Below are 22,813 nucleotides of genomic sequence, written 5' to 3' on the forward strand. Positions count from 1 at the left end.
AAGATGAAACAAAGAACCATAGCCCGTATCGTTTCAACACACGCTCACCAGGGTTTTCTGGGCGAGGGGCACACTGCAGCGGCCGTTATTGACGGCAGCAACTTTTCTACGACAGACCCGTTCATACTTTTGATGGACGACCGCCTGGATCTGCCTGGTGGCCCGCCCGTGGGCAGCCCTCACCCGCATGCGGGGTTTGAAACCGTGACCCTGGTGCTGCAAGGCAATGAAAAAGACTGGAAAACCGGTAGTCTTGAAGTGATGACAGCCGGGAAGGGAATCATACATACCGAAGAAATCACGGCTGAAACCAAAATGAGGATTCTGCAATTGTGGCTGGTGCTGCCTCCTGATAAAAGGTGGGCACAGCCTTTTCTGCAGCAACTTCCGTCTGAAGAGGTGCCTGTGATCAGAACCCGGGCGGGTGAAATCAGGATATATAGCGGAAGCAGCAATGGAGTAAGTTCTCCTTTGCACCATCAGACACCCTTTACCCTTGTGGACTTCAACCTGGAAAGTGGCCGGGAAGTGAACCAGGAAATCCCTGCTTCCTACAATGGTTTTGTCTATGTTCTGGAAGGAAACCTTAAGATTGGGGAAACAAACCTGGAGGAAGGCCAGGTGGGCTGGTTTGACAGGCCCGAGGGGACTGAATCCAGCCAGATTTCGTTCGGATCAGGTGAAAAAGGGGCGAGGTTTGTATTATATGCCGGTGAACCCCAGGAGGCAGAGGTGATCAGCCATGGTCCTTTTATCGGAGATTCACAAGACGATATCAGGAGGCTCTACAGGGAGTTTCGTCACGGCGAAATGCCTCATCTTAATGATTTGCCTGAAAATCAAAAGATAAAACACCGCAGAGCCGTAGCGGGTACTTATTAAATACCGGCCTGAATATTTTGAACAGACAGCGTTCCGCAAGTCGAACCGGCTTGATGGATGCTGTCTGTTTTGTATTGATGAATTCAGAGTTTTTCGGTCCGACTTAAGTATGAATTGCCTTGAAAATGATAAATTTGATACTAAAGTATGAGTCTTCCTGAATGCTGGGGGTTTATGTTTGCAGCGAATCAAAAACAAAAGAAAAATGAAAAAGAACGTTTTAATTTTCGGGCTGGTGATGGGTACTATCATGTGTATTCATATGTTTTATATGGTCAACCTGTGTTATACCCAGCCGGATTTCAATGCCAACGATGTCCTGGGATATGCTGCTATGGTGGTTGTTTTTTCGCTGATTTTCTTTGGCGTTAAAAATTACCGTGACAAGGAACTGGGCGGAATCATTTCATTCGGAAAAGCTTTTAAAACAGGCCTTCTGATCGCTTTGACGGCTTCAACCTTCTACGTCATTGTGTGGTTGTTCTATTATTATCTTTTTGTGCCTGATTATCTGGATAAATTTATTCCCCATATGCTGAAACGGGCTTCGAAAGAAGGAGCTGCTGAACTGGCTGCTGTAACAAAAGAAATGGATGAGTTCAGAGAAATGTATAAAAACCCCGTTTTTGTTGTTCTGATCACTTATTTCGAAGTGTTGCCGGTGGCTTTGCTGGTGACCCTGTTGAGTTCCTTTATACTCAAAAGAAAAGTCGCGGAGGGTCATGGGAATTCATAATCCATCCATCTGGACTTTAATCTTATTATTCTCATACGGAATCCGGAGGCCTCTGAGCTCCCGGATTTTTGTGTTTATCAGGCTTTCTGCGAAATAATGTAAAAAATATTTGCGAAACCAATCAGTTGCATATATATTTGCAACTGATTGGTTTCTTAATTAAATATGGCATCGTTATGCTTACTTATATTCCATTATAAAAAATGAGAAGAGACGTTTTTCAGGCGATTGCGGACCCTACGAGACGGGCAATTATCTTATTGATTGCCTTCCGGGCGATGACACCCAATGCCATTGCCGAGCACTTTGACACTACGCGGCAGGCCGTTTCCAAACATCTGAGGATATTGACGGAATGCCGGCTGGTGAAACAGGAACATAACGGACGTGAAATTTATTATCAACTGGAAGCAGACAAAATGAAAGAAATTGACGCTTGGATCGAACAGTTCAGGAAGATTTGGGAAAGCCGCTTCAGCGAACTTGACAAAGTATTATTAACCCTCAAAAACAATAAAAAATGAGTCATAACTTAGCATTTGATTTTTCTGTGGATAAGGAAAATCATACCATTACCGTAAAAAGAGAATTTGCAGCGGAGCTGCCTTTAGTATGGGACGCCTACACCAAAAGTGAGATACTGGATCAATGGTGGGCACCAAAACCATGGAAAGCCAGGACCAAATCAATGGATTTCAGGGAAGGCGGACGCTGGATCTACGCCATGGTGGGGCCTGAAGGCGAAGAACACTGGGCAATTGCCGAATACAAAAAAATCATTGTCCACAAAGAATTTACGGGGCTGGATGCCTTTGCAGATGCAGATGGCAACGTTAACATAGACATGCCGCAGTCGACCTGGGAAGTGACTTTTACGGACAAGGGTGACACTACCCAGGTGCAATCTCACATCATGTATGATGATCTGGCCCAATTGGAAGTCACGATTCAGATGGGCTTCAAAGAAGGTTTGACCATGGCCATGGAAGGATTGGACGAGTTGCTGGAGATATTGAAAAAATAACATAGAAAAACTTGTGCAAAGGGCCGGTGTTCATCGTGAACACCGGCCCTTTTTGTTTGTAATAGCATTTAATGCCTCAATACAATTATGTTTTCCTGAACCTTTCGTACTTTAGTCACAAAACCCGTTAAGTGAATGAAACGAAGAGCAATGCTTTTAGTAATATGCCTGTTGGTGGCCCGCTTAAGCTCCGGTCAGGAGCTGAATGAGGAGTATCGCACAGGAATTACCAACCTGATCAATCATCTTAAAAAAGGCAACAGGAAGCAGGTGGCCGAAATGGTATCTTATCCTTTTTCAAGAGAATACCCTATTCCTCCCGTCCGGAATGAGCAGGCGTTTGTAGCCAGATTTGATGAGATTTTTGACAATACCCTGAAACAGAGAATCATTAACTCGAAGCCTTCCAAAGACTGGTCAGAGATGGGTTGGAGAGGAGTTATGCTTTATGATGGTGAGGTCTGGATAGATTCCAACGTCAAGCTGGCTGCCGTCAATTATCAGTCGGAAACCGAAAGGAAAATGAAGCTAAGGCTGATTGAAGCAGACAGGGTCAGGGTACATCCTTCGCTGACAAAGTTCAAAAGGCCTGTTTATATACTGGAAACATCAAAATACAGGATCAGGATAGATGAAACGGAAGAGGGAATTTACAGGTATGCATCCTGGCCCATTGCTAAATCCATGCGAGAAAAACCCGACCTGGTTATCAGTGATGGTGAAATGAATGATGAGGGTACAGGTGGAAATCATACGGCGGTGTTCAAAAACAAGGGGTTTGTTTATGAATGTGCCATCATTGTGTTGGGTGCGGAAGATTCTCCCCCGGCGATGCTGACCATTTATGAAGGCGAAAAAAAGGTTTTGTCGCAGAAGGCGAAAATTATCGGGAGATGAATGACAACATCAAAAATACAATAATATGACACCCATAGAACTGATCATTCTGAACTTTGAAGAAATCAGGAGAAGAAGCCTTATACTCTGGGGTGGGATAAGCCCGGAGATGTATTTCTGGAAACCGGATATGGAGGCCAAACATACGCTGGAACTGGTCAGGCATGTGTTGGAAAGCGACCATATTTATCATAAAATAGTGGAAAACAGGGGCAATATCGGCGATTATGAATCGCCATGGACAGACCGGCCTTATACTGATTTAAAAGACGAGCTTGAATTTGCTGAATCCTACAGGCTGCAGTTTTTTGAAGCTATCAGGTCCTTTAGCCCTGAAGATTTAAGTACTGTTGTGATTGACAGGAGTGAATTGGGTCAAAGAAGGTTTCTGGGAGATTATTTACAAAGAATTGCCTATCATGAAGCCGTGCATACGGGTCAGATGCTCAGTTATCTGAGAACTTTCGGACTGGAACGGCCAGACATCTGGGATTAATACAAAACAATTAAAAATATGATAAGACAGGTACTTGGTGTATTGGCAGGTTATTTCATTTTTGTAGCGAGTTCGCTTGCTCTTTTTAAATTTTCGGGCATTGAACCGCATTCAGATGCTTCTTTGCTGATAATACTCCTGACAGCGGTTTATGGAGCCTTGTTTTCCGCCATCAGCGGATTTGCTGCTCAATTTATTGCAAAAGCAAAAAGTCTGACGGTCAGTTATGTCCTGGCTTTTATCATGGCTGGCTTTGCTGCATTTTCTTATTTTAAGGCCGGAGGAAGCCAATGGTCGCAACTGCTGGCCATCTTTATTTTTGCTCCTTTGTCTGTTTTGGGTGGTTGGTTTTATCTGAAGAGGAAATAGGCTGAATTTTTTGCTACGGAGCATTTTAAATTCCTGCCATTCGTCCACCTATTTCTGCCATTTGTAGGACAAATGCCGTTTTTTCTGTCGATACCTTTGTCTGAAAAAATAAACGGAAAAATGGCAAATATGATAAAAAAAGCAATGGCGGGCTTGTTTGACAAAATGCTGACTACGGCATTGGTGACAGATGTCCGTACCTGGCAGCCTGCAACGATGTTTGAAGTGGATATACACCTCCCGACGATCGACATGGAAAAATGGGATACCATCAAACGCCTGAAATGCCGGGTTGGAGAACTGGAATACAGGGACTATACCCCCGCTTTGTGGAATCCTGTAAAAAAAGTGTGCACTCTGTTTATCGAAGCCGGGCATAATGGAGCCGGAAGCCGGTGGATTCAGCAATTGAAAAAGGGAGATGAGATTGCCCTGGGAGCGGCCCACGCAGCACAGCTTCCTTCAAAAGAAGGTAAAATCTTGTGTCTGGGCGATGGCAGTGCCCTGGGCCATTTTTTAGGACTGAAACAACTGACGGACCGGGCTAAATTTCCGATGGAGGGGGCGGTTTTTCTGCATGATCAGTACGAGGTTCCCCGTTCTATAAGAGAAAATCACCCGGAGTTTGAGTTTATTATTCAGCCACATAGTGATAGCTTTGAGACTTTGCTGCAGTGGTGCGGGCAAAAAGACATAAGTCAGTATTCTTCTGTTTATATTGCAGGAAATATACCAATGGTGAGCGGTTTACGCAAAAAGCTGAAGTCGATGCCGGAGGTTAAGGCCAAAGTAGCCGGCCACGGATTCTGGTCATAAAAACAGGAAAATGGGGAAAGAAGAGATTCAGATATATCAATTGGAAGGCAGCCGGTTCGGAATTGAGATTTTCGGAATGAAGGATGTTGCCGAATGGGTATCTCTGAACCGCGATATACTGACGCCTCACCGCCACGACCACTACTGCTGCTTTTTTATGGAAAGCGGTCAGATGAACTTCAAAGTTGATTTTCAGAACATAGATATGGAAGGGCCATCACTATTGGTTACCTGTCCGGGACAGGTGCATGAACCGGGTCTGGTCAAAGACATTGGGGGCTGGATGATCGCTTTTGATGCCAGGTTCATAGATCAGAATGCCCGGATGGCTATCGAACAGTCGTTTTCAAAAATCATTTTGCTGCGTCTCGGGCATGCAGAAAAAGAATGGTTCACTCATATTTGCCAGTTGATCCGTTCAACTGTCCACGGTGAAGCGTCTGCCGGGTTTACCCAGCCCCTTATCCAGGCCCTCGTCAATGCTTTTTTCTATAAAACCGTCGGCATCTTCCAGTCACAGGAAAACGAGCGGATTCAGGAATATTCTTTACGGAGTGTTGAGATTGTGAAAAAGTTTAATCAAATGGTGCAGGAGCAATTCATTATCCTTAAAAAACCGGCTGATTATGCTTCAGCGATGAACATCACCGTAAGCCATCTGAACGATACGGTAAAGTCTGTGACAGGTTTTTCAACCACCTGGTTTATCCAGCAGGAAATTTTCAGGGAAGCCCAACGCCTGTTATTTTACACAGATAAGAGTGTGAAGGAAATTGCTTTTCAGTTAGGCTACGAAGACTACAAGTACTTCATCAGGCTGTTCAGTAAAACCACGGGGACGTCGCCTGTGACTTTCAGGAAAAAGAGTAAATAATGGTTTGAATCAGGCAGTGACTTCAACGGAGGCAGCTCCTGAAGGTAAAACCTATGAGTGCAGGGATTGATTTGATGAGGGACAATTCAGTATTTAAAATACCAGTCCATCTGATACAGGGCAGCGAAGATATTCTGACACCGGAAGAGGTCTTCAAAGCTTATTTCGACCACCTGAAAGCTCCTGAAAAGAAGTACTACCTGTTGCCGGAAACCGCTCATGGTTTCAATCAGGCTGTTTTAGAAAAGTACAAAATAATCGAAGGATTTGTCGTAATAGGTTAAGTAGTGCCGAAGATATCGTTTTGAGATAAAACAAAATTATTTTACTCAAAAAACGGGGGAAAAGTGCTTTTTTGACTTAAGTCAAAGGTGGGGCGATTCAGAATCATCAATTTTGTAAAAAAAAGATGATATGAGATATTTAAAACTATTCTTCCTGTTTGCCTGCGGCCTTTTTACTTTTTCTGCCTATGCTCAGGATACATTGAAAGTTAATAATGTAGAGGCCATATTGTATACCGGTGAGGGTAAGAATCAGCCTTTGGTGGTCGGACTCGGTGGTTCGGAAGGCGGTAATGCCTGGGCCAGCAGACGCTGGAAAAAAACAAGACAGGAATTTGTAGACAAAGGCTATGCTTTCCTGGCGATAGGCTATTTCGGATGTAAAGGCACCCCTAAAATATTAGACAAGATAGCTATTGACGAAGTTCATAAGGCCATAGAAGAAGCCAGAAAGAACCCGCGGATCAACAAAAAGAAGATTGCGGTCATCGGCGGTTCAAGAGGGGCGGACCTGGCTTTGTTGCTGGGGAGCTATTACAAAGATATCACCTGCGTCGTCGGCATGTCGGCGAGCCACGCTGTTTTCCCTGGCCATACCCAGGAGTTTACAACCTCCTGCTGGACTTTTGCCGGTAAAGAACTTCCATTTGTGCCTGTTAATGAAGAAGCTGTTCCTTTTATGATGAAAGGTAACCTGAGGGGGACTTTTGAAGCCATGTTAAAGGATACGCTGGCCGAACAAAAATCCCTGATAAAAGTCGAAAACATCCATGGTCCTGTTTTGTTACTTTCCGGAACAAGAGACGAGATGATCCCGGCCGTTGAAATGGGAGAAAAAATGATAAACAGGCTGAAAAACCATAAGTTTAAGTATTTTTATGAACATGTTGTTTATGAAGGAACACATGCTGAACCGACCAACCATTTTGACAAGATATTCGATTTCCTTGAAACTAATTTTGTGAAGAAGTAAGTGACTTACCAATTGGTAACTACGACAGTGCGGAGTATTTCCTATTTTCGTTACGGATTAAAGGCAGACAGTTAACAAAACCTGAAATTTGATATTATGAAAAACAAGCTGACGCATTTTGCTATTCACATTGATGATGTTGACCGGGCAAAGGACTTTTACGGTGGGGTGTTTGAATGGGGCTTCAGTTCCTACGGCCCAACCGACTTTTTACAGATCAAAGCAGACCAGTCTGAAAACGGTGAACTGATCGGAGCTTTGCAGTCCAGGCACTATTCGCCGGTCAAAGAAAAACTGATAGGTCTGGAGTGTACGATCTCCGTGGAGAATGTCGAAGAAATCATCAGGAGGGTAGAAAGCAAAGGCGGCGAGATACTTATGCCGAAAACGGCCATTCCTTACGTAGGCTGGATCACTAAATTTCTTGATACAGAGGGTAATCTTATCTGTGCCATGCAATATGACCATGCTGCCAGATGACCAGACCCATTCATCCCGACTTTCTTTCGCTGCTTCAACTGAAAGAATTGGGTTTAGTCGAACTTTTTTGTGATCTGAGGGAGTTTATCCTGGATTTGCACCCGGACAGCAATGAGTTGATTTATCATACCCATGCCCTGACAGCTGTTTTTTCGATCTCAGACAAGCTGGGGGATGCTTACTGCATGATACCGATTTATACCAATCATCTCAATTTAGGATTTAACAAAGGTACCTTACTGAAGGACCCTGATCACTTGCTGACTGGCACGGGTAACCTGATCCGGCACATTCCCATAAGCCGGAAGGGCGATTACCGGAATGAAAAAGTAAAAACCTTATTAAAAGAAGCGATCAGTTTTGCCATCAAAGACATGGAAAAGCCGGCCAAATCTGTCGGTAAGACCATTTCTAAAATTATAAAGAAGTAATTATACACCTCATTGAAAAGTGAGACGTATATTTTTTTGACATATACATTGTAATACTATGTATTTTGTTATACATTTGCACTATGAATGAAGAATTTGTAAATAAATGGATTTCGCAGGTTAAAAAAGGGACCCTGACTTTTATCGTTTTGAATATTCTGAAAGACGGTAAAGAGTTTTACGGCTATGACCTGATCACTGAAATAAAGAAGGCAACCGCCATAGAAATAGCTGAGGGGACCCTGTACCCGCTCATGAACCGTCTGAAAACCGACGGATTGATCGACTCGAAATGGGTAGAGCAGACATCCGGAATACCGCGGAAGTATTATCACATAACGGAGGAAGGAAAAAAGACACTTAAAATAATGTCTGACTACTGGGTAAATCTCAATAATTCAATATCAAACCTGTCAAAATGAAATTCAAAGCCATAGCATTTAAAGAAAAGTCGTCGGAACGAATATACAGGGATTATATCAGCCGGATTCAGAAGGTAACCAAAGCCCTGCCTGAAAAAGATCAGAATGAGATTCTGATGGAGCTCAACAGCCATATTTATGAAGACCTTCAGCAACACGGAGGGGGTAATGAAATCGAAAGTTTATTGAATGTGCTGGAAAAACTCGGCAGGCCGGAGGAGATTCTTCAACCCCTGGTGGCCGATAAAAAGATGGAGCAGGCTACACGGACTTTTAACCCCGTGCATGTCATCAAAGCGTTGGTATACAACGTTACGAATGGGATTTCTTACTTTATCTTTTTAATTTTATATGTGCTTTTGCTGGGTTTCGTGATCCTCATCGGAGCAAAATTCATTTATCCTGATCACGTTGGCCTTTTTTATAACCCGGGCCATGTGTTTATATATGGTGTAAGCAGTGCGGACTATCATCAATTTGAGGTTCTGGGCAATTGGTTTGTTCCCGTTACCATGTTGCTGACAGTAGTTGTATATTTTATCCTGACATTCCTTTTAAAATTAAAACAAACACTAAAAAGAAGTAGAAACTAAAATCCGGTTATTCAAAAACATTAAAAAAACAATTATGAGAACATTACCTTTTGTATTATTCCTGTTTCTAAGTTCATTCATTGGTCGTGCACAAGACATCACCGGTCAGTGGAACGGTGTTCTGAAATTCCAGGGTACGCAATTACGGCTGGTATTCAATATTTCGAAATCTGAAAAAGGATATAGTTCAACGATGGACAGCCCGGATCAGGGGGCCAAAGGAATTCCGGTAACAGCCACCACATTTGAAAATTCAAAGCTGAAGATTGAAATTGCCAATGCCGGAATAACCTATGGCGGAGAATTAAAGGAAAATGAGGTTCAGGGCACATTTAAGCAAGGGGGTATGGAATTTCCATTAAACCTGTCGAGAAAAGCTATCGAGAAAGAAGCTCTTAAACGACCACAGGAACCCGTCAAACCTTATCCGTATGTCACCGAAGACGTAGTTATTCAAAATCCACAGGCCAGCATAAGCCTGGCCGGAACACTTTCATTGCCTGAAAAAGGGAGCAATTTCCCGGTGGCAGTCCTGATTTCAGGAAGCGGCCCGCAAAACAGGGACGAAGAGCTATTGGGGCACAAACCATTCCTGATCATAGCCGATTACCTGACCCGTCACGGCATTGCAGTGTTGCGATTCGACGACAGGGGTGTGGGTCAGTCAAAAGGTGAATTTAAAACGGCCACTTCTGCGGATTTTGCCACTGATGTGGAAAGTGCGGTAGCTTATCTGAAAACCAGGAAGGAGATAGATCCGAAAAAGATCGGGCTGATAGGCCACAGTGAGGGAGGAATCATCGCACCGATGGTGGCTTCAAGGTCTAAAGACGTCAATTTTATTGTGTTGCTGGCAGGAACAGGCATCCGTGGCGATAAATTATTGCTTATACAGCAGGAACTGATTGCAAGGGCCAACGGTGTTTCAGAAGCAGAAATCAAAAAATCACTTGAATCGGGCAGTATAGCATTTGACATGGTACTGAAATCAAAAGATATACCCTCTTTAACCACAGACCTGACCCGGTATATTAAGGATGTTCTGTCCAAAGATAAAACAGCGGAGTTGCCAAAAGGGATGACCGAGGAGCAATTTATCAGTTCACAAATAAATCAGCTGACAAGCCCCTGGATGGTATACTTCATTAAATACGATCCGGCAATAGCCTTAGAAAAAGTAAAATGCTCAGTGCTGGCTGTCAATGGCGAAAAAGACCTGCAGGTACCGCCCAAAGAGAACTTGACGGCTATTGAAAATGCCCTCAAAAAAGGTAAGAATAAGAATGTGACCATCAAAGAGTTTCCCAATCTGAATCACCTGTTCCAGGAGGCGAAAACAGGATCACCGTCAGAATATGCGGCTATTGAGCAGACTTTTGCTCCTGTGGCTCTGGAGGAGGTAACACAATGGATACTTAGCAAAACCAAATAATTTTAAACAGAATTTATCTGACAGTTTCATTTTGGCTTCAACAATCCCCGTTTTGGCTACCGGTGAAATATTGTGAGCACTCCATCTTTGCATTGTAAAAACAAAACAAAAATGGATCATAACATCACAGGAAAAGTAGTCATCATTACAGGAGCCAGCAGTGGCATAGGATTAGCCACCGCCAGGCACCTGGCTTCATTGGGAGCCAGTGTAAGTTTAGCCGCAAGACGCAAGGAAAAACTAACCCAACTGGTTGAAGAAATTGAAAAGGCGGGCGGGAAAGCCAAAGCTTTTGTGACAGATGTAAGCAAACGTGAGGATGTGGACGCTCTCGTTGCAGGCACCATCGCTGAATTCGGTAAGATAGATGTGCTGTTCAATAATGCAGGCATCATGCCCGTTTCTATGCTCGAAAACCTTCATTATGAAGAGTGGGAGAACATGATCGACATCAACATTAAAGGGGTGTTGTATGGTATCGGGGCTGTTTTGCCTCATTTCAAAACGCAGAAGGGCGGGCATGTTATCAATGTCTCTTCTGTGGCCGGGCACCAGGTTTCGCCTTCCAGTTCTGTATATTCGGCTACGAAATTTGCAGTAAGGGCCATCAGCGAGGGCCTTCGCCAGGAAGTAAAACCTTATAACATTCGTACAACGATTATTTCTCCGGGTATGACCGAAAGTGAGCTGACGGATGCCATTACAGACGAAATGATCAAGCCCATGATAGGGGCCATCAAACAACTGGCCATCCCGGCGGAGAGCATTGCCCGGGCGGTCGCCTATGTGATCAGTCAGCCGGTGGAGGTAGATGTGAACGAGATCATCATCAGGCCTACAGCACAGCCTTCGTAAGTTTTCCCTGCGGCCGGGTGCTGCAGGGAAATTTTGTTTTGATCAGGATGAACTATGTGACATGAATTTGTATTTTACTTAATGAATGAAAAAGAACAATCATCAACCGTATATTTTTCACTCTATCGCTGAGATGAACAAGGCCCTGGGGATGCCGCCCCCTGCTCATCCGCTGATAGCTCTGAATGATTATAAAGATATCTCAGGCGATATTTCAGATATAGCCAAAGGCATGCTGATGGATTTTTATAAGATTTCCTATAAAAAGCATCTGAGCGGAAAAATCAGGTACGGGCAACATCATTATGATTTTAATGAAGGAGGTTTGTCATTCATTTCTCCCAATCAACTGATCGCAGAAGACGAAAGCAACGGGGAGTGTGAAGGTTTTACCCTGCTCATTCATCCTGATTTTTTTCGTGGCTATGCTTTAGCCGCGAACATTAAGAACTACGGGTTCTTTTCCTATGCTGCCAATGAGGCCCTGCAACTTTCTGAAAAAGAAAAAGAGACACTCCTGGGGGTATTTAAGAACATCGGCGATGAACTGCAGCAGCGGCTTGACAAGTTTAGCCAGGACGTGATCATCAGTCAGATAGAGCTGCTTCTGAACTACAGTAACCGTTTTTATAACCGGCAGTTTATAACCCGCAGTGCGGTCAATCATGATATACTGACGCAGATGGAAACCCTGCTGGAAGATTATTTCAATGCCCGGAACGGGATGGAGAAAGGCTTGCCTACGGTTCAGTATCTTGCTGATGCGATGCATGTTTCACCCGGGTATCTGAGTGATTTGCTGAGAAATCTCACAGGACTCAATGCCCAGCAGCACATTCATCAGAAAATGATAGAAAAGGCAAAGATCATCTTATCAGGCAGCAATTTATCAGTAGCTGAGATCGCCTACCAGTTAGGGTTTGAACACCCGCAGTCGTTCAGCAAAATATTTAAGCGGAAAACCAACCAGACCCCGGTCGAATTTAAACAATCTCTAAATTAATCAACATGTCCTATTGCAGCGTAATTGAATACATGTCGGAAGACAGGAAAGCATTGCACAAAGCCTATCACGATAAACTTTACGGCTTCCCGATCCATGACGACAATGAGTTGTTTTGCCGCCTCGTGCTGGAAATAAACCAGGCGGGTCTCAGCTGGGAGACCATCCTGAAAAAAGAAGAAACTTTCAGAAAAGCCTACGATAATTTCAATATCGAAGTGGTGGCGGCTTATACCGAAGCCGACAGGGAAAGGCTTCTGGCTGATCCGGGTATCATCAGGAACCGCCTTAAAGTGAATGCAGCCATAGAAAATGCCAAAACCATTCTGCAGCTGCAAAAAACACACGGATCGTTTGAAAAATGGCTGGAGAGTCATCACCCGAAAACAAAGGAAGAATGGGTAAAGCTGTTTAAGAAGACCTTTAAGTTTACCGGTGGAGAAATTGTGAATGAGTTCCTGATGAGCATCGGTTATCTGCCGGGAGCACACGTTGCCGATTGCCAGGTTTACCATGAAATTTTAAAGACCGGGCCGATGTGGGCAGGGGCGAAGTAAGGCTTTCAGCCTGTTGAGCAACAGATAATTTTGAATAAGAATTATCTCTTTTATCTTTGGTATGATTTTAAAATTCATCATCAGATTATCATATGACCAGACAAATTTTGATCCTCACCCTTTTTTCGGGATTAATTCTTACTTCCTGCCAAAGCGGTAAGAAAAAGGAGTCAGCGGAAACGCAAAACGCTGACGGAGCAACTAACGCGGTAACAACAGGCGATATACCTTTCAGAAAAGCAGAACGGTATTTTGTAAAAAATACGGTGAGTACCATTGACAATCCTAAAATAGAGACACAGGAAGCGTTTGAAGCCATTTTTGGAGCTGCCACTACGATGGGTAAGGATGGAAAACCGACGGAAATTGATTTTGGAAAACAGTATGTCATAGCGGTTACACTACCGGAAACCGATTTTTCGGTCACTATTGAGCCGCTGAGTTTGACTAAGAATGAGCGAAAAGAAGTAGTTTTGAGTTATAAGCTGATCATTGGCGACAAACAAACCTATCTCACAAAACCAGTCCTGGCTGTCATTGTGGACAAACACAATGACGGGCAGGTGGTGTTAAAGAGGGAGAATTGAATCAGGAACAATGGAGAAAGAGCATAAAATCTTAAAGTAAATAATCAAATACGATGTCGTTTCAGGCTTATATTGATAATATCAAAACCAAAACCGGCAGGACTCCTGTAGAATTTAAAGATCAGCTGGAAAAAGCCGGTTTGCTGACCCCTGAGTTTAAAGCCGCAGACCTGATCAAATGGCTCAAAGAAAACTACGACTTGGGACATGGCCACTCCATGGCGATCTGGGCTGTTTTCAAGAACGAGGGCTGGGTGACGGATAAGAAGAAGTAGGAAGAATTGAGTTTTATTTCTATTCCTTCCCTATTGCTACATTTTCTATACCCTTTCCCAAACAGGGGTAGATTGAAGACATTTTCAAAATGAAGATTGAATAAGAAGAAAATAACAAATAATTAGTTATGAATAAATTCGTTGTTCTCCTGTCTGTTTTTATTGTGTTTTCCTGCTCCAGGGATCATAAAGAGTCTTCAGAAGTTAATTTTTACACCCAGGGAAATACCAACCGTGTGGCCGCTGAATGGGAACCCGCCCTGGGAACCATGGTGGCCTGGCCGCTGAGTGTTCCTTACAAACTGGTCGTTGAGCTTGCAAGGGACAATCATTTGTACACACTGGTAGAAAACGAAGCTTCAAAAAAAGAGGCAGGGGAATGGTACACAAAATGGGGTATAAATCCAGAAAGCAATACTTTTGTTATAGCTCCGCAGGGCATTGACTCCTGGTGGGTAAGAGACTGGGGCCCCAGTGCTGTCTTCAGTTCGGACGGGAAAATGAAACTGGCTGATGGTAAGTATATTTTCTCCACCCCGGTTACAGATATGGCCTGTGATGATTCTCTGACCTTTATCTATCAGACCCCGGACAAAAAGACGATAAAAACAGAAACAGATGACAACGCCACGGCTTTTCTGGCCAAAGGGCTAAACATGGATTTGTTGGACTTGCCCTATGTAAATACAGGCGGAAATGTGCTGACGGATGGACTGGGCACCGCTTTTTCAAGCTGTATTCTGCTGAATGAGAATAAGTTTTATGGTGTTCCGAAAGAAAAATTCATGCAGCTGAACAAAGACCTGCTCGGATTTGAACGGTACAATGTCCTTTCTAACTTTGAAAAAAGAGGCATTCAGCATATCGATTGTTTTATGAAATTACTCGACGAAGAGCGAATCCTGGTTATAGAACCTCCGAAAGACCATGAGCTACACCAGGTATATGAGAATATTGTAAAGAATGAACTGTCGGGGTTGAAGTCTGCTTATGGACGGCCTTATGAGATACTCAGAATAAAAAGCGACACCTATGTGGAAAACAGGCTGGCGGCTTATACCAATTCAATCATTATCAATAAAACCATCTATGTGCCTTTGTTTCAGATCAGGGAAGATCACCTGGCTTTGAAAAGATGGCAGGAGGTAATGCCCGGCTATACCGTCAAAGGATTCACTTATGACCTGGGTAAAGAGCCTTTTCTGCCTCAGAAGGTAAAGGAACATTACATGACTTATGGCTGGGACAACGGTGACGCTTTGCATTGCAGAACAAGGGCGGTCTGGGACCCCGAAATGCTTTTTATCAGTATGAAGAGAGTCGATCGTGTCATAGATTCAAAAGATAAAAGCAAAGTATACGCCACCATTATCGATTATAGCGGCAAAGGCCTTGTCAAAAATGAATGCAAACTGATGTGGAGGCTTGCGGGAGAAAAGAACTGGCATGGTATTTTATTGGATCAGGCGAATGATGCACAGCATTTTTCAGCAGAGATTCCCTTTGGTAAACCGGGAAATAAAGTGGAATACTATATTTCAGCGGCTTCTCATTCCGGGAAAACAGAAAACCGGCCGGCAACAGCACCTTCCGGTTTCTACTCATTTTCTATTAAATAGTATTCAAATATAGCAGGATAAGCTTTTGCTCCCGTGTTAGGCATTATGCCACCTCTATCGCCACATTCCCCTTTTTGTGTCCTTTTTCTACATAGGCATGAGCCTCCGGTATTTTTTCGATGGGATAAATCTTATCAATGACCGGTTTTATTTTCCCCGTTTCAACAAGCCCTTTCAGAAAAACAATATCTTCCGCATTTTCACTGATCACCCCCGTCATTACTTTCCTTGAGCTGGTTAAGGAAGTCCAGAAACCCCGGATCATAAATGACATCCCGGTGGCACTCAGGATCAGTAGGCCGTTTCTTGAAAGCGATTTTAAACTGTTTGAAAAGGAAATTTTGTCGACCGTATCAAAAATGACATCATACTTTTCATGATTTAATGTAAAATCTTCTTTAATGTAATCGATGACGTGCTCTGCACCCAGAGACTTTACCATAGCGAGGTTTGAAGTGCTGCAAACACCCGTAACGCTCGCTCCGAAATATTTCGCCAGCTGAACCGCTGTGGTGCCTACCGCACCGGAAGCACCGTAAATCAGGACTTTCTGCCCGGGTTTAATATTCGCTTTTTTAATAAAATGCAGGGCGGTAGTGCCGCCGAAAGGAATCACGGCTGCTTCCGTGTGGGTGATATTACCGGGTTTAAGGGCTATGGTTGCACTTTCGGGAAGGCATTTGTATTCTGCATAAGCTCCGAAACTCATCCCCGTACTGCCAAAAACCTGGTCTCCGGTTTTAAAAAGCCTGACCTTTTTACCTACGCTTTCAACCTCTCCTGAAAAAACACCGCCAAGGACGTTCTTTTTAGGTTTGAAGAGGCCAAAGAATAGCCTGACACCAAAGGGGTCGGCTTTTCTCAGCCGCCAGTCTGCGGAATTGACCGTGGTTGCCCTTATTTTAATAAGGATTTCATGGTCTTTGGGTACAGGTTTTTCGATTTCCTTAAGATGCAATACTTCGGGCGGACCGTAATGGGTATAGGCGATAGCTTTCATTTCATTATTTGTTTGATATGACAAAATTAGGTGCCCCGGTTTTTAATCTCATTGACTTTGGTTAAGAAATGAAAAATGGCTTTCTTGAGGTTCACATTTGCCTTATGATATGGTTCTCGAAAGACACGTTTCAATTTTTGAGGCAGGGGTTGTTAATAGTTTAATTTTCTTTGCATCACAGATTTTGCATATATTTAAGAGGTACTAAGTCTCATGAATATTCAGTTTATGAATACATACTTTAAAAAAGTAAAACATATACTTCCAACTTTTCTGATGGTCGCTTTGGGTACTGTCGGAGGCCTTTTACTGTTCAGGTGGTTTTTTTGTCTGAAATACCCTGTCATCGCCATCAAGGAAGAATACTGGACAAGAATAGCCATATTTTTTACTGTCATTCCGGTTTTAATCTGGCTGAGACCGAAGTTCAGGGTCCTGATTTTTCCACATTCTGCCAATGGAATATTCGGAGCTGTGATACTTTCCTGGATAGTTCTCGCAGCTATGGTTTACACCACGCAGGATTATCTCACAACTGCCGCAGGTACACTTCAGAGGCTGTCAGACATCAAAGAAATCGACAAGGTTAAATACGCCAGGTTCTATACAATAGAAAGATTTTCAGTGGTGCCGGCTTACGGAGGGTCATACCTTGATTTTGTTTCAGGTAGAAGAGGAAAGATTAAAATAGAAGCGTATTTTGTCGTCCCTGTTTTACCTCACGGGGCGGGAGGGATCGATATGATACAGAAGTACTGGTTGGGTTTAAAGTTCCAAAGTAAAACATACAAAAGGTTCAGGGGTGAAGAAATAGAAAAAGAAAGTAAAAAGTTCTATCAGGAGTGCGTCAGGAAGATGAATGTTTATGATTTTTATACACAGGAGTATTTTGAAAGAAAACCTTATTCAAGAGAAAGAGAGAATTTCCTGAAAGCCGTTGAAGCCAGGACGAGAGAAAAAACGGATGAAAGTTTTATTATTTTAGAGCCGGTAAAGACCAGATATGAAAATAGGAACGGCAAAAGGTTGCTTTGGGCTTTGGAGTCCGTAGGGATAGGAATATCAGTGTTCCTGTTATTTCTCACGATCCCCGGATTCGATATCAGCAGCACAGATAAATCGTAAACAAACAATAATTTCTGTAAATTAGCCTTCACAAATTCAGAACCTGACGCCCAGACCTCATGAAACAATCTTTTATTCTCCTGTTTTTGATAAGCAGACTTATCTCATGTACTACTACAAAGAAATTAACAGAGAAGAACCTGATAGGAGCCTGGGACAACAAAAACGGGCAGATATTGGTATTTAATCCGGGTAAGCAGGCCCTTTGGATCTTTTATTCTGAAACGAAGAGAGATACCTTTAATATCACATACAGAACGGATTTTTTTAAAGAGCCAAAATATCTCGATCTGACGGACTTTAAGACCGGCCCCTTAAAAGGCCGGACGCTGTACGGGATCATAGAGTTTGAGAAAGATCATTCTTTCAGATTTGACTGTGAGCCTTCTCTGAAAAACCGCCCGATGACTTTCGGTAGCAGGCAAACGCAAAAATATTACCGCTTAGAATGAAAAAAGACTTCAGGATAATCATAATTCAGAAATGCTGATTACGAGATTTAATCAAACCCTTGACATCTGGCTCAGGGCGTTGGAGGAATATACTTTTGAGCAGCTTTGCTCCCAACCTTCTGCTGTCAGCTGGTCTGCAGGGCAGATGTACAGACACCTGATTGATGACACCGGTTTTTTTATAGAACAGATTAAAATCTGTGTTGCAGACCATGAGCATGCTGAGAAGAAACCCACATCATTCGGAATGAAAATCCTGGCTGAAAATGATTTTCCTGATGAGGCTATCGTGGGTGCCCCGGGCAATGCTTTTATCCCTCAGCCGCTTAGCAAAGAGCAGCTGGTAAAAGATATGGAAGTTTTGAAAATAAACATGAATGCTGCCGCCCTCCTCGTAGATGAAAGTCCGTTTAAAGGCAGGTCAAAACACCCCGGACTCGGTTATTTTAATGCGGAAGAATGGCTGCAGTTTGCAGAAATACACCTTCGCCATCATTTTAGGCAAAAGAAAAGGATAGATGAGTTTTTGAAAACCTTATAAACCCTGATCAGATTGAAAAACATAATCAGCAACACCCTCCTGGTGCGTCTCGCTGTAGCGGTTATTTTCGGGATGCACTGTATTCCTACTATTCTTGACGGCTCTGTCAATGATTTCGGTAACCTGTACCTGAACAAGGTCGGCTTTGCCCCGTTCGGTTTGTACATTGCCTGGGCCGTTAAGCTGACGCACCTTGTATCCATCCCCTTCCTGATCCTGAACAAATATCTGAAACCTGTCGGCATCGCTAACATCTTTATACTGGTCGTTGGCATCATCATGGTGCATTATCCAGAAGGCTGGTTTGTGGTGGGCGGGGGACGAAATGGCGTAGAGTTTAATTTCCTGCTTATTTTTGTCTTAATCACGATCATGTTTCCTGACGGATTGAAGTTTAAATAGAGTAGCTGTCCAGGCTACCTTCATAAATTTTTGTATATTCGTTGTATGAGAATAGTAATAATCATCCTGGTTTTGACCGGAACTTTTCTTTCCTGTAAGAAAGAAAAAGAACTGGTGTCTTCAAAAGACATGGTGGAGGTTTACTTATTGAAAAGCGTGCAGCTGGTCAGTGGTAAATGTGAGGTGGAAAAAGGAGAAACTGAATCAAGCCCACTGATAGCTAATGAAGACATCCTTGGTTATTCGCCTGGGGAGCACCGGTTCAGGATAAAGGATACGGCCGCAGGCAAAGTGAAGGCTTTGAAGGATGGTGCACCGTTTGCCGTAAGTGTCAACGGCCGAGTTATTTACTATGGTTTTTTTAAGCCGGGGTATTCAAGTTCATCCTGTTTTCATTCCATTACGATGGAATTGCCCTTTGAAGGTAAGGTATTCCTGAGGTTGGGTTATCCCGGTACGATAGAAGGCGTGACGGTTGCCGACCTGCGTAATCATCCGGAATTGATTGCTGCCCTTTCTGCCCAGGGAAAACTTGATTAAATCCCGTCCCTGCCAAAACAGGAACGGGACAATAATTTATAGTCCTTTACCTGTAGCCGCCCAGTAAATGCCGCCATACAGGTGATCAAGGAAAGTCTGGTCGGAAAATACCAGCGGAACGTGGCCCAGGGCCGTGTAAAATGCTCTTCCGCCATCAAACGGGTGATACCACGAAATAGGGTGAAAACCCATACCTTTGCCTTCGTTGGTTCCCCATTTCACGACTGGGTTATATGATTTCTCATCAAGAGATACAAGGATTTTAAGGTCGTCCGACTTGCGTTCGCCGAATTGGTACCATTCGTCTGTCCAGAGCAATTTAGGCGGGAAACGCTCCATTCCCGGGAAGTTTTTATCTTCCACTTTCAGATAGGCCGTTTGTTGTGCCGGGTGTATCTTAAACATCATACCCACCATTTTGACATACCATGGCCAGTCGTATTCTGTATCCGAAGCACTGTGAATCCCTACCCAGCCTTTGCCGGATTGGATAAACTTTTCCATGGCTTTTTGCTGCTCATCATTCAGGACATTGGACGTCGTGTTCAGAAAAATGATCGCATGGTATTTTTCCAGGCCTTTGTCGTTAAAAACGGCGGCGTTTTCCTGCCAGTCGACACTGAAAACGTGTCTTTCTGCCAGTTTCTTGATGGCGGTTACACCTTCATTGATCGATTCGTGATGGAAGCCGTCTGTTTTTGAAAACAAAAGGACTCTGAACTGTGCCCCTCCCTGCGAGTAGCCAGAGAAGGTAATAAAAGAAAGTACAAAAATGAGCATGACCATGCCCCAGGTCTGATTTTTCATAATGTTAAGGTTGAATATTTGAAAAAATAAAATTGTCAAAAATAATGGTCATTAACTAATAAAATAGATGAAAAGAGAGAAAGAAAGGATGATCCGCACCATTTTTCAGGGTATTCGTCACATTTCCCGCTTCGGTATGTGAGGAGGAGGTAATTTTGGAGAAAATTATGAAAAAGCTATGCTCACATTAGAAAAAATCAGAAAGTATGAAGCCTGGATCATCGCCGGGGCAGTCGTTATTTATGTCGTCAAGAGATTGTTCTGGTATGCCGGGGAATTTGACCTCGACGTTTTCATTGCCAGGAGGGCAGGAGTGCCTGAAAGTACCATCTGGGAAGATATCGGAGTCTACAGTCATTTCTGGGACACGATTTTCCCGACCGTCTTTTCAGGTATTCTTTTTCTTTCAGGCTGGTACCTGTTTCACTACTATGTTTATCCGGCCATATCTGAAAAGAAGTTTGACCGGAAAACACTTATCCTTTTCGGCCTGTTTGTTGTATCTGTTATCGGGAGTATTTATGCCTATGATGCACACAAACTACACTGGAGGTTCAGATACGATGAACACGCGGAAATTATCGGTTTTAAAGTTTATTCCCTTTACCGCCACCTCTATGTTTTTACGGATACCATCGCCTTGTTTGTGATCCTGGCCGTTTACGAGGTGCTTGCCCGATCGTATTATTATCTTATTCTGAAGATGAGAGAAGAAGGCAAGTCATTCGGATTCCTTGAAAAGGCACTGACTGCCGCCATTATCCTGGCCATTCTGGGCTATGCGGTTTTCGGAAAGGTACCCCAGCTTTTCTGGAACGGCGTTTTTGCCAGCTTCTTTTATTTCCCGCTCATCGGCCTCAGTGTTGCGGCTGTTCAGCAAATCTATTTTAAACAAATCCTGCCTTTTATCGGCCGGAAAAGGCCGGAGGAGCTGATGGCACCGGTTTTTATGGCAGGGGCCCTGGCTTTGGCGGGTAGTTTCTTTTTTGAAATCATGCAGCAGGCCACCTGGGCCGGCAATGGCCACACAGGTTTCAGGTTCAGCATGCGAAGCTATAAGGATATTTTCATCCAGGCAGTGGCGTTTTCATTCATGGGGGTGGTGATAGCCTTATTCAGGAGGTTTTTTACCAAAGAAAAAACCTCGTTAAAAACCGCCGTTTTCAATACCTCGGCCGAACTGAGCAACCTCAGGGCCCAGATCAATCCCCACTTTCTGTTTAATACCCTCAATACGCTTTATTCCGTCTCTTTGAAAGAAAATGCCGCACAAACGGCGGATGGCATCCAGAAACTGGGCGATATGATGCGGTTTATGCTCAATGAAAACCACCAGGACAGGATACCTCTGACAAAAGAAATAGAATATCTCGAAAACTACATTGAGATCCAGAAAATGAGGATCGATGAAAGTCACGAAATTGAAATCCGGGTCAATATCCAGCAACCAGGCCACGACTTTATGATTGCTCCCATGCTGCTCAATCCATTCATAGAAAATGCCTTTAAACATGGCATCAGCCTCCGAAACCCTTCATGGATTTACATTACGCTGACCCACGACGACAAAAGAATATATTTCAAGGTACACAACAGCCTGCACCGCCATGTCAGCGAAGACCCCATGATGCAGAAAGATAACAATGGCGTGGGATTGATCAATGTGAAAAAGAGGCTGGAGTTGATTTATACAGACAGATATACGCTCGATATCCAGCAAAGCGAACACGATTATTTTATCTCATTAACCGTCCTGTTGTCATGAAAAAAGTCTCTCAAAAATTAGTTGTTTTATTACTCCTGGTTGGCGGGATGGTGCTGACCGGCTCTATTCTGGCGAAGAAATATTTTGAAATACAGCTGAATCAGAAGATCAGGATTTCTGAAGAGCTGGAAGCCACCGATCTGGGAAGTATCCTGTCAAAACACAAAGGATCGCTTTTGTATGTGGATCACTCATCGGTCAATTGCGGAGCCTGTTTTGAAGAGATGCGGGACTTTGTGCCCTCGCTTCAGAAACGGTATGAAAATAAACCCATCACATTTGTTTATCTTTGTTCAGAAAGCAATTACCCTTTGAAAACCATCAGCAACAGTGTTTTATGGCGGAGAAAGCTGGCCAGGCTCAATCCTGGAGGGTATCATTACCTGGTTAAAAATGAATTGAGTATGAAGGTTTTCAAACAAACTGTAAACGGGAAATCGGGAGAGATGCCGTATTATCCCTGGCAGTTTATTGTGGATGAATCAGGAAAAATCATCAACCGGCATGCGGTCAGGCCTTCGGATTCCACAGCATTATATAAACAATTGGACAGTCTTTTAGCGACAAGATAACAGG

General features: G+C 43.5%; 31 protein-coding genes. 29 read left to right on the plus strand and 2 right to left on the minus strand.

The features are described 5' to 3' along the window. Window positions 1–3 precede the first annotated feature (3 nt). From GVN16_RS12895 to GVN16_RS13000, 22 genes are all read left to right on the plus strand, one after another. A complete protein-coding gene (locus GVN16_RS12895) occupies window positions 4–882 on the plus strand; it encodes a pirin family protein (RefSeq protein WP_166564304.1) in 879 nt (292 codons plus the stop codon). Between the two features lie 205 nt (window positions 883–1,087). Further along, window positions 1,088–1,618, plus strand: coding sequence for a DUF4199 domain-containing protein (locus GVN16_RS12900; protein WP_166564305.1), 531 nt, complete (start codon window positions 1,088–1,090; stop codon window positions 1,616–1,618). 203 nt (window positions 1,619–1,821) lie between these two features. Then, a complete protein-coding gene (locus GVN16_RS12905; protein ID WP_166564306.1) occupies window positions 1,822–2,142 on the plus strand; it encodes a helix-turn-helix transcriptional regulator in 321 nt (106 codons plus the stop codon). Next, a complete protein-coding gene (locus GVN16_RS12910; RefSeq protein WP_166564307.1) occupies window positions 2,139–2,642 on the plus strand; it encodes an SRPBCC domain-containing protein in 504 nt (167 codons plus the stop codon). Before GVN16_RS12905 ends, GVN16_RS12910 begins: the two co-directional genes overlap by 4 nt. Before the next feature lie 135 nt (window positions 2,643–2,777). Next, complete coding sequence (locus tag GVN16_RS12915) at window positions 2,778–3,539, plus strand: hypothetical protein (protein WP_166564308.1); 762 nt, start codon at window positions 2,778–2,780, stop codon at window positions 3,537–3,539. Between the two features lie 25 nt (window positions 3,540–3,564). Then, window positions 3,565–4,035, plus strand: a complete 471-nt coding sequence (locus tag GVN16_RS12920) for a DinB family protein (RefSeq protein ID WP_166564309.1) — start codon at window positions 3,565–3,567, stop codon at window positions 4,033–4,035. Between the two features lie 18 nt (window positions 4,036–4,053). Continuing rightward, window positions 4,054–4,404 carry a hypothetical protein gene (locus GVN16_RS12925; protein ID WP_166564310.1) on the plus strand — a complete coding sequence of 117 codons (351 nt, stop codon included), beginning with the start codon at window positions 4,054–4,056 and terminating at the stop codon, window positions 4,402–4,404. A gap of 129 nt (window positions 4,405–4,533) precedes the next feature. Next, a complete protein-coding gene (locus tag GVN16_RS12930) occupies window positions 4,534–5,220 on the plus strand; it encodes a siderophore-interacting protein (RefSeq protein ID WP_229244145.1) in 687 nt (228 codons plus the stop codon). Window positions 5,221–5,230: 10 nt separating this feature from the next. Then, entirely contained in the window at window positions 5,231–6,094 is an 864-nt protein-coding gene (locus GVN16_RS12935) for an AraC family transcriptional regulator (RefSeq protein WP_166564312.1), read from the plus strand. Between the two features lie 53 nt (window positions 6,095–6,147). After that, a complete protein-coding gene (locus GVN16_RS12940) occupies window positions 6,148–6,378 on the plus strand; it encodes an alpha/beta hydrolase (RefSeq protein WP_166564313.1) in 231 nt (76 codons plus the stop codon). 130 nt (window positions 6,379–6,508) lie between these two features. After that, complete coding sequence (locus GVN16_RS12945) at window positions 6,509–7,351, plus strand: acyl-CoA thioester hydrolase/BAAT C-terminal domain-containing protein (protein ID WP_166564314.1); 843 nt, start codon at window positions 6,509–6,511, stop codon at window positions 7,349–7,351. Window positions 7,352–7,447: 96 nt separating this feature from the next. Next, window positions 7,448–7,831, plus strand: a complete 384-nt coding sequence (locus tag GVN16_RS12950) for a VOC family protein (RefSeq protein ID WP_166564315.1) — start codon at window positions 7,448–7,450, stop codon at window positions 7,829–7,831. Then, window positions 7,828–8,262: a DUF1801 domain-containing protein gene (locus GVN16_RS12955; RefSeq protein WP_166564316.1), complete on the plus strand. Its 435-nt coding sequence runs from the start codon at window positions 7,828–7,830 to the stop codon at window positions 8,260–8,262. The genes GVN16_RS12950 and GVN16_RS12955 overlap by 4 nt, the downstream gene beginning before the upstream one ends. Before the next feature lie 83 nt (window positions 8,263–8,345). Next, on the plus strand, window positions 8,346–8,684 hold the full coding sequence (locus GVN16_RS12960) for a PadR family transcriptional regulator (RefSeq protein WP_166564317.1): 339 nt from the start codon (window positions 8,346–8,348) through the stop codon (window positions 8,682–8,684). Then, the gene (locus GVN16_RS12965) at window positions 8,681–9,277 is read left to right on the plus strand and encodes an HAAS signaling domain-containing protein (RefSeq protein ID WP_166564318.1); all 597 of its coding nucleotides are present in this window, start codon (window positions 8,681–8,683) and stop codon (window positions 9,275–9,277) included. Before GVN16_RS12960 ends, GVN16_RS12965 begins: the two co-directional genes overlap by 4 nt. 34 nt (window positions 9,278–9,311) lie before the next feature. Continuing rightward, window positions 9,312–10,709 (plus strand): S9 family peptidase, encoded by a 1,398-nt coding sequence (locus GVN16_RS12970; RefSeq protein ID WP_166564319.1) that lies wholly within the window; start codon window positions 9,312–9,314, stop codon window positions 10,707–10,709. A gap of 111 nt (window positions 10,710–10,820) precedes the next feature. Then, entirely contained in the window at window positions 10,821–11,564 is a 744-nt protein-coding gene (locus tag GVN16_RS12975) for an SDR family oxidoreductase (RefSeq protein WP_166564320.1), read from the plus strand. An 85-nt stretch (window positions 11,565–11,649) separates the two neighbouring features. Next, entirely contained in the window at window positions 11,650–12,567 is a 918-nt protein-coding gene (locus GVN16_RS12980) for an AraC family transcriptional regulator (RefSeq protein WP_166564321.1), read from the plus strand. Window positions 12,568–12,572: 5 nt separating this feature from the next. Next, the gene (locus GVN16_RS12985) at window positions 12,573–13,124 is read left to right on the plus strand and encodes a DNA-3-methyladenine glycosylase I (RefSeq protein ID WP_166564322.1); all 552 of its coding nucleotides are present in this window, start codon (window positions 12,573–12,575) and stop codon (window positions 13,122–13,124) included. A gap of 92 nt (window positions 13,125–13,216) precedes the next feature. Further along, a complete protein-coding gene (locus tag GVN16_RS12990) occupies window positions 13,217–13,711 on the plus strand; it encodes a hypothetical protein (RefSeq protein WP_166564323.1) in 495 nt (164 codons plus the stop codon). A gap of 53 nt (window positions 13,712–13,764) precedes the next feature. Continuing rightward, the gene (locus GVN16_RS12995) at window positions 13,765–13,986 is read left to right on the plus strand and encodes a DUF4287 domain-containing protein (protein ID WP_166564324.1); all 222 of its coding nucleotides are present in this window, start codon (window positions 13,765–13,767) and stop codon (window positions 13,984–13,986) included. Window positions 13,987–14,114: 128 nt separating this feature from the next. Beyond that, window positions 14,115–15,605 (plus strand): agmatine deiminase family protein, encoded by a 1,491-nt coding sequence (locus GVN16_RS13000; RefSeq protein WP_166564325.1) that lies wholly within the window; start codon window positions 14,115–14,117, stop codon window positions 15,603–15,605. A 43-nt stretch (window positions 15,606–15,648) separates the two neighbouring features. Here GVN16_RS13000 and GVN16_RS13005 read toward each other — a convergent pair whose 3' ends face one another. Further along, window positions 15,649–16,605, minus strand: a complete 957-nt coding sequence (locus GVN16_RS13005; protein WP_166564326.1) for an NAD(P)-dependent alcohol dehydrogenase — start codon at window positions 16,603–16,605, stop codon at window positions 15,649–15,651. 228 nt (window positions 16,606–16,833) lie between these two features. Here GVN16_RS13005 and GVN16_RS13010 point away from each other — a divergent pair, with 228 nt between their 5' ends. Genes GVN16_RS13010 through GVN16_RS13030 form a run of 5 tightly spaced genes read left to right on the plus strand, consistent with a single transcriptional unit; the run spans window position 16,834 to window position 19,665 of the window. After that, window positions 16,834–17,730, plus strand: a complete 897-nt coding sequence (locus tag GVN16_RS13010; RefSeq protein WP_166564327.1) for a hypothetical protein — start codon at window positions 16,834–16,836, stop codon at window positions 17,728–17,730. 59 nt (window positions 17,731–17,789) lie between these two features. Further along, window positions 17,790–18,182 carry a hypothetical protein gene (locus tag GVN16_RS13015; RefSeq protein ID WP_166564328.1) on the plus strand — a complete coding sequence of 131 codons (393 nt, stop codon included), beginning with the start codon at window positions 17,790–17,792 and terminating at the stop codon, window positions 18,180–18,182. Window positions 18,183–18,213: 31 nt separating this feature from the next. Next, complete coding sequence (locus GVN16_RS13020) at window positions 18,214–18,723, plus strand: DinB family protein (protein ID WP_166564329.1); 510 nt, start codon at window positions 18,214–18,216, stop codon at window positions 18,721–18,723. 12 nt (window positions 18,724–18,735) lie between these two features. After that, window positions 18,736–19,125: a DoxX family protein gene (locus tag GVN16_RS13025; RefSeq protein WP_205748851.1), complete on the plus strand. Its 390-nt coding sequence runs from the start codon at window positions 18,736–18,738 to the stop codon at window positions 19,123–19,125. A 45-nt stretch (window positions 19,126–19,170) separates the two neighbouring features. Then, window positions 19,171–19,665: a hypothetical protein gene (locus GVN16_RS13030; protein WP_166564330.1), complete on the plus strand. Its 495-nt coding sequence runs from the start codon at window positions 19,171–19,173 to the stop codon at window positions 19,663–19,665. 36 nt (window positions 19,666–19,701) lie between these two features. Here the strand turns inward: GVN16_RS13030 and GVN16_RS13035 are convergent, their stop codons facing one another. Then, window positions 19,702–20,472, minus strand: a complete 771-nt coding sequence (locus GVN16_RS13035; RefSeq protein ID WP_229244146.1) for a ThuA domain-containing protein — start codon at window positions 20,470–20,472, stop codon at window positions 19,702–19,704. Window positions 20,473–20,650: 178 nt separating this feature from the next. On the opposite strand from GVN16_RS13035, the gene GVN16_RS13040 reads away from it, so the two are divergent. Next, a complete protein-coding gene (locus GVN16_RS13040; protein ID WP_166564331.1) occupies window positions 20,651–22,237 on the plus strand; it encodes a sensor histidine kinase in 1,587 nt (528 codons plus the stop codon). Beyond that, window positions 22,234–22,809 carry a hypothetical protein gene (locus tag GVN16_RS13045; protein WP_166564332.1) on the plus strand — a complete coding sequence of 192 codons (576 nt, stop codon included), beginning with the start codon at window positions 22,234–22,236 and terminating at the stop codon, window positions 22,807–22,809. Before GVN16_RS13040 ends, GVN16_RS13045 begins: the two co-directional genes overlap by 4 nt. The last annotated feature ends 4 nt before the right edge of the window (window positions 22,810–22,813 follow it).

The organism is Emticicia sp. CRIBPO (assembly GCF_009905725.1).
Lineage (GTDB): Bacteria > Bacteroidota > Bacteroidia > Cytophagales > Spirosomataceae > Leadbetterella.

Excerpts from the sequence above, each read along its gene's own strand:
- GVN16_RS12895 (WP_166564304.1), top strand. The coding sequence starts at position 4 with ATGAAACAAAGAACCATAGCCCGTATCGTTTCAACACACGCTCACCAG.
- GVN16_RS12900 (WP_166564305.1), top strand. The coding sequence starts at position 1,088 with ATGAAAAAGAACGTTTTAATTTTCGGGCTGGTGATGGGTACTATCATG.
- GVN16_RS12905 (WP_166564306.1), top strand. The coding sequence starts at position 1,822 with ATGAGAAGAGACGTTTTTCAGGCGATTGCGGACCCTACGAGACGGGCA.
- GVN16_RS12910 (WP_166564307.1), top strand. The coding sequence starts at position 2,139 with ATGAGTCATAACTTAGCATTTGATTTTTCTGTGGATAAGGAAAATCAT.
- GVN16_RS12915 (WP_166564308.1), top strand. The coding sequence starts at position 2,778 with ATGAAACGAAGAGCAATGCTTTTAGTAATATGCCTGTTGGTGGCCCGC.
- GVN16_RS12920 (WP_166564309.1), top strand. The coding sequence starts at position 3,565 with ATGACACCCATAGAACTGATCATTCTGAACTTTGAAGAAATCAGGAGA.
- GVN16_RS12925 (WP_166564310.1), top strand. The coding sequence starts at position 4,054 with ATGATAAGACAGGTACTTGGTGTATTGGCAGGTTATTTCATTTTTGTA.
- GVN16_RS12930 (WP_229244145.1), top strand. The coding sequence starts at position 4,534 with ATGATAAAAAAAGCAATGGCGGGCTTGTTTGACAAAATGCTGACTACG.
- GVN16_RS12935 (WP_166564312.1), top strand. The coding sequence starts at position 5,231 with ATGGGGAAAGAAGAGATTCAGATATATCAATTGGAAGGCAGCCGGTTC.
- GVN16_RS12940 (WP_166564313.1), top strand. The coding sequence starts at position 6,148 with ATGAGTGCAGGGATTGATTTGATGAGGGACAATTCAGTATTTAAAATA.
- GVN16_RS12945 (WP_166564314.1), top strand. The coding sequence starts at position 6,509 with ATGAGATATTTAAAACTATTCTTCCTGTTTGCCTGCGGCCTTTTTACT.
- GVN16_RS12950 (WP_166564315.1), top strand. The coding sequence starts at position 7,448 with ATGAAAAACAAGCTGACGCATTTTGCTATTCACATTGATGATGTTGAC.
- GVN16_RS12955 (WP_166564316.1), top strand. The coding sequence starts at position 7,828 with ATGACCAGACCCATTCATCCCGACTTTCTTTCGCTGCTTCAACTGAAA.
- GVN16_RS12960 (WP_166564317.1), top strand. The coding sequence starts at position 8,346 with ATGAATGAAGAATTTGTAAATAAATGGATTTCGCAGGTTAAAAAAGGG.
- GVN16_RS12965 (WP_166564318.1), top strand. The coding sequence starts at position 8,681 with ATGAAATTCAAAGCCATAGCATTTAAAGAAAAGTCGTCGGAACGAATA.
- GVN16_RS12970 (WP_166564319.1), top strand. The coding sequence starts at position 9,312 with ATGAGAACATTACCTTTTGTATTATTCCTGTTTCTAAGTTCATTCATT.
- GVN16_RS12975 (WP_166564320.1), top strand. The coding sequence starts at position 10,821 with ATGGATCATAACATCACAGGAAAAGTAGTCATCATTACAGGAGCCAGC.
- GVN16_RS12980 (WP_166564321.1), top strand. The coding sequence starts at position 11,650 with ATGAAAAAGAACAATCATCAACCGTATATTTTTCACTCTATCGCTGAG.
- GVN16_RS12985 (WP_166564322.1), top strand. The coding sequence starts at position 12,573 with ATGTCCTATTGCAGCGTAATTGAATACATGTCGGAAGACAGGAAAGCA.
- GVN16_RS12990 (WP_166564323.1), top strand. The coding sequence starts at position 13,217 with ATGACCAGACAAATTTTGATCCTCACCCTTTTTTCGGGATTAATTCTT.
- GVN16_RS12995 (WP_166564324.1), top strand. The coding sequence starts at position 13,765 with ATGTCGTTTCAGGCTTATATTGATAATATCAAAACCAAAACCGGCAGG.
- GVN16_RS13000 (WP_166564325.1), top strand. The coding sequence starts at position 14,115 with ATGAATAAATTCGTTGTTCTCCTGTCTGTTTTTATTGTGTTTTCCTGC.
- GVN16_RS13005 (WP_166564326.1), bottom strand. The coding sequence starts at position 16,605 with ATGAAAGCTATCGCCTATACCCATTACGGTCCGCCCGAAGTATTGCAT.
- GVN16_RS13010 (WP_166564327.1), top strand. The coding sequence starts at position 16,834 with ATGAATACATACTTTAAAAAAGTAAAACATATACTTCCAACTTTTCTG.
- GVN16_RS13015 (WP_166564328.1), top strand. The coding sequence starts at position 17,790 with ATGAAACAATCTTTTATTCTCCTGTTTTTGATAAGCAGACTTATCTCA.
- GVN16_RS13020 (WP_166564329.1), top strand. The coding sequence starts at position 18,214 with ATGCTGATTACGAGATTTAATCAAACCCTTGACATCTGGCTCAGGGCG.
- GVN16_RS13030 (WP_166564330.1), top strand. The coding sequence starts at position 19,171 with ATGAGAATAGTAATAATCATCCTGGTTTTGACCGGAACTTTTCTTTCC.
- GVN16_RS13035 (WP_229244146.1), bottom strand. The coding sequence starts at position 20,472 with ATGAAAAATCAGACCTGGGGCATGGTCATGCTCATTTTTGTACTTTCT.
- GVN16_RS13040 (WP_166564331.1), top strand. The coding sequence starts at position 20,651 with ATGCTCACATTAGAAAAAATCAGAAAGTATGAAGCCTGGATCATCGCC.
- GVN16_RS13045 (WP_166564332.1), top strand. The coding sequence starts at position 22,234 with ATGAAAAAAGTCTCTCAAAAATTAGTTGTTTTATTACTCCTGGTTGGC.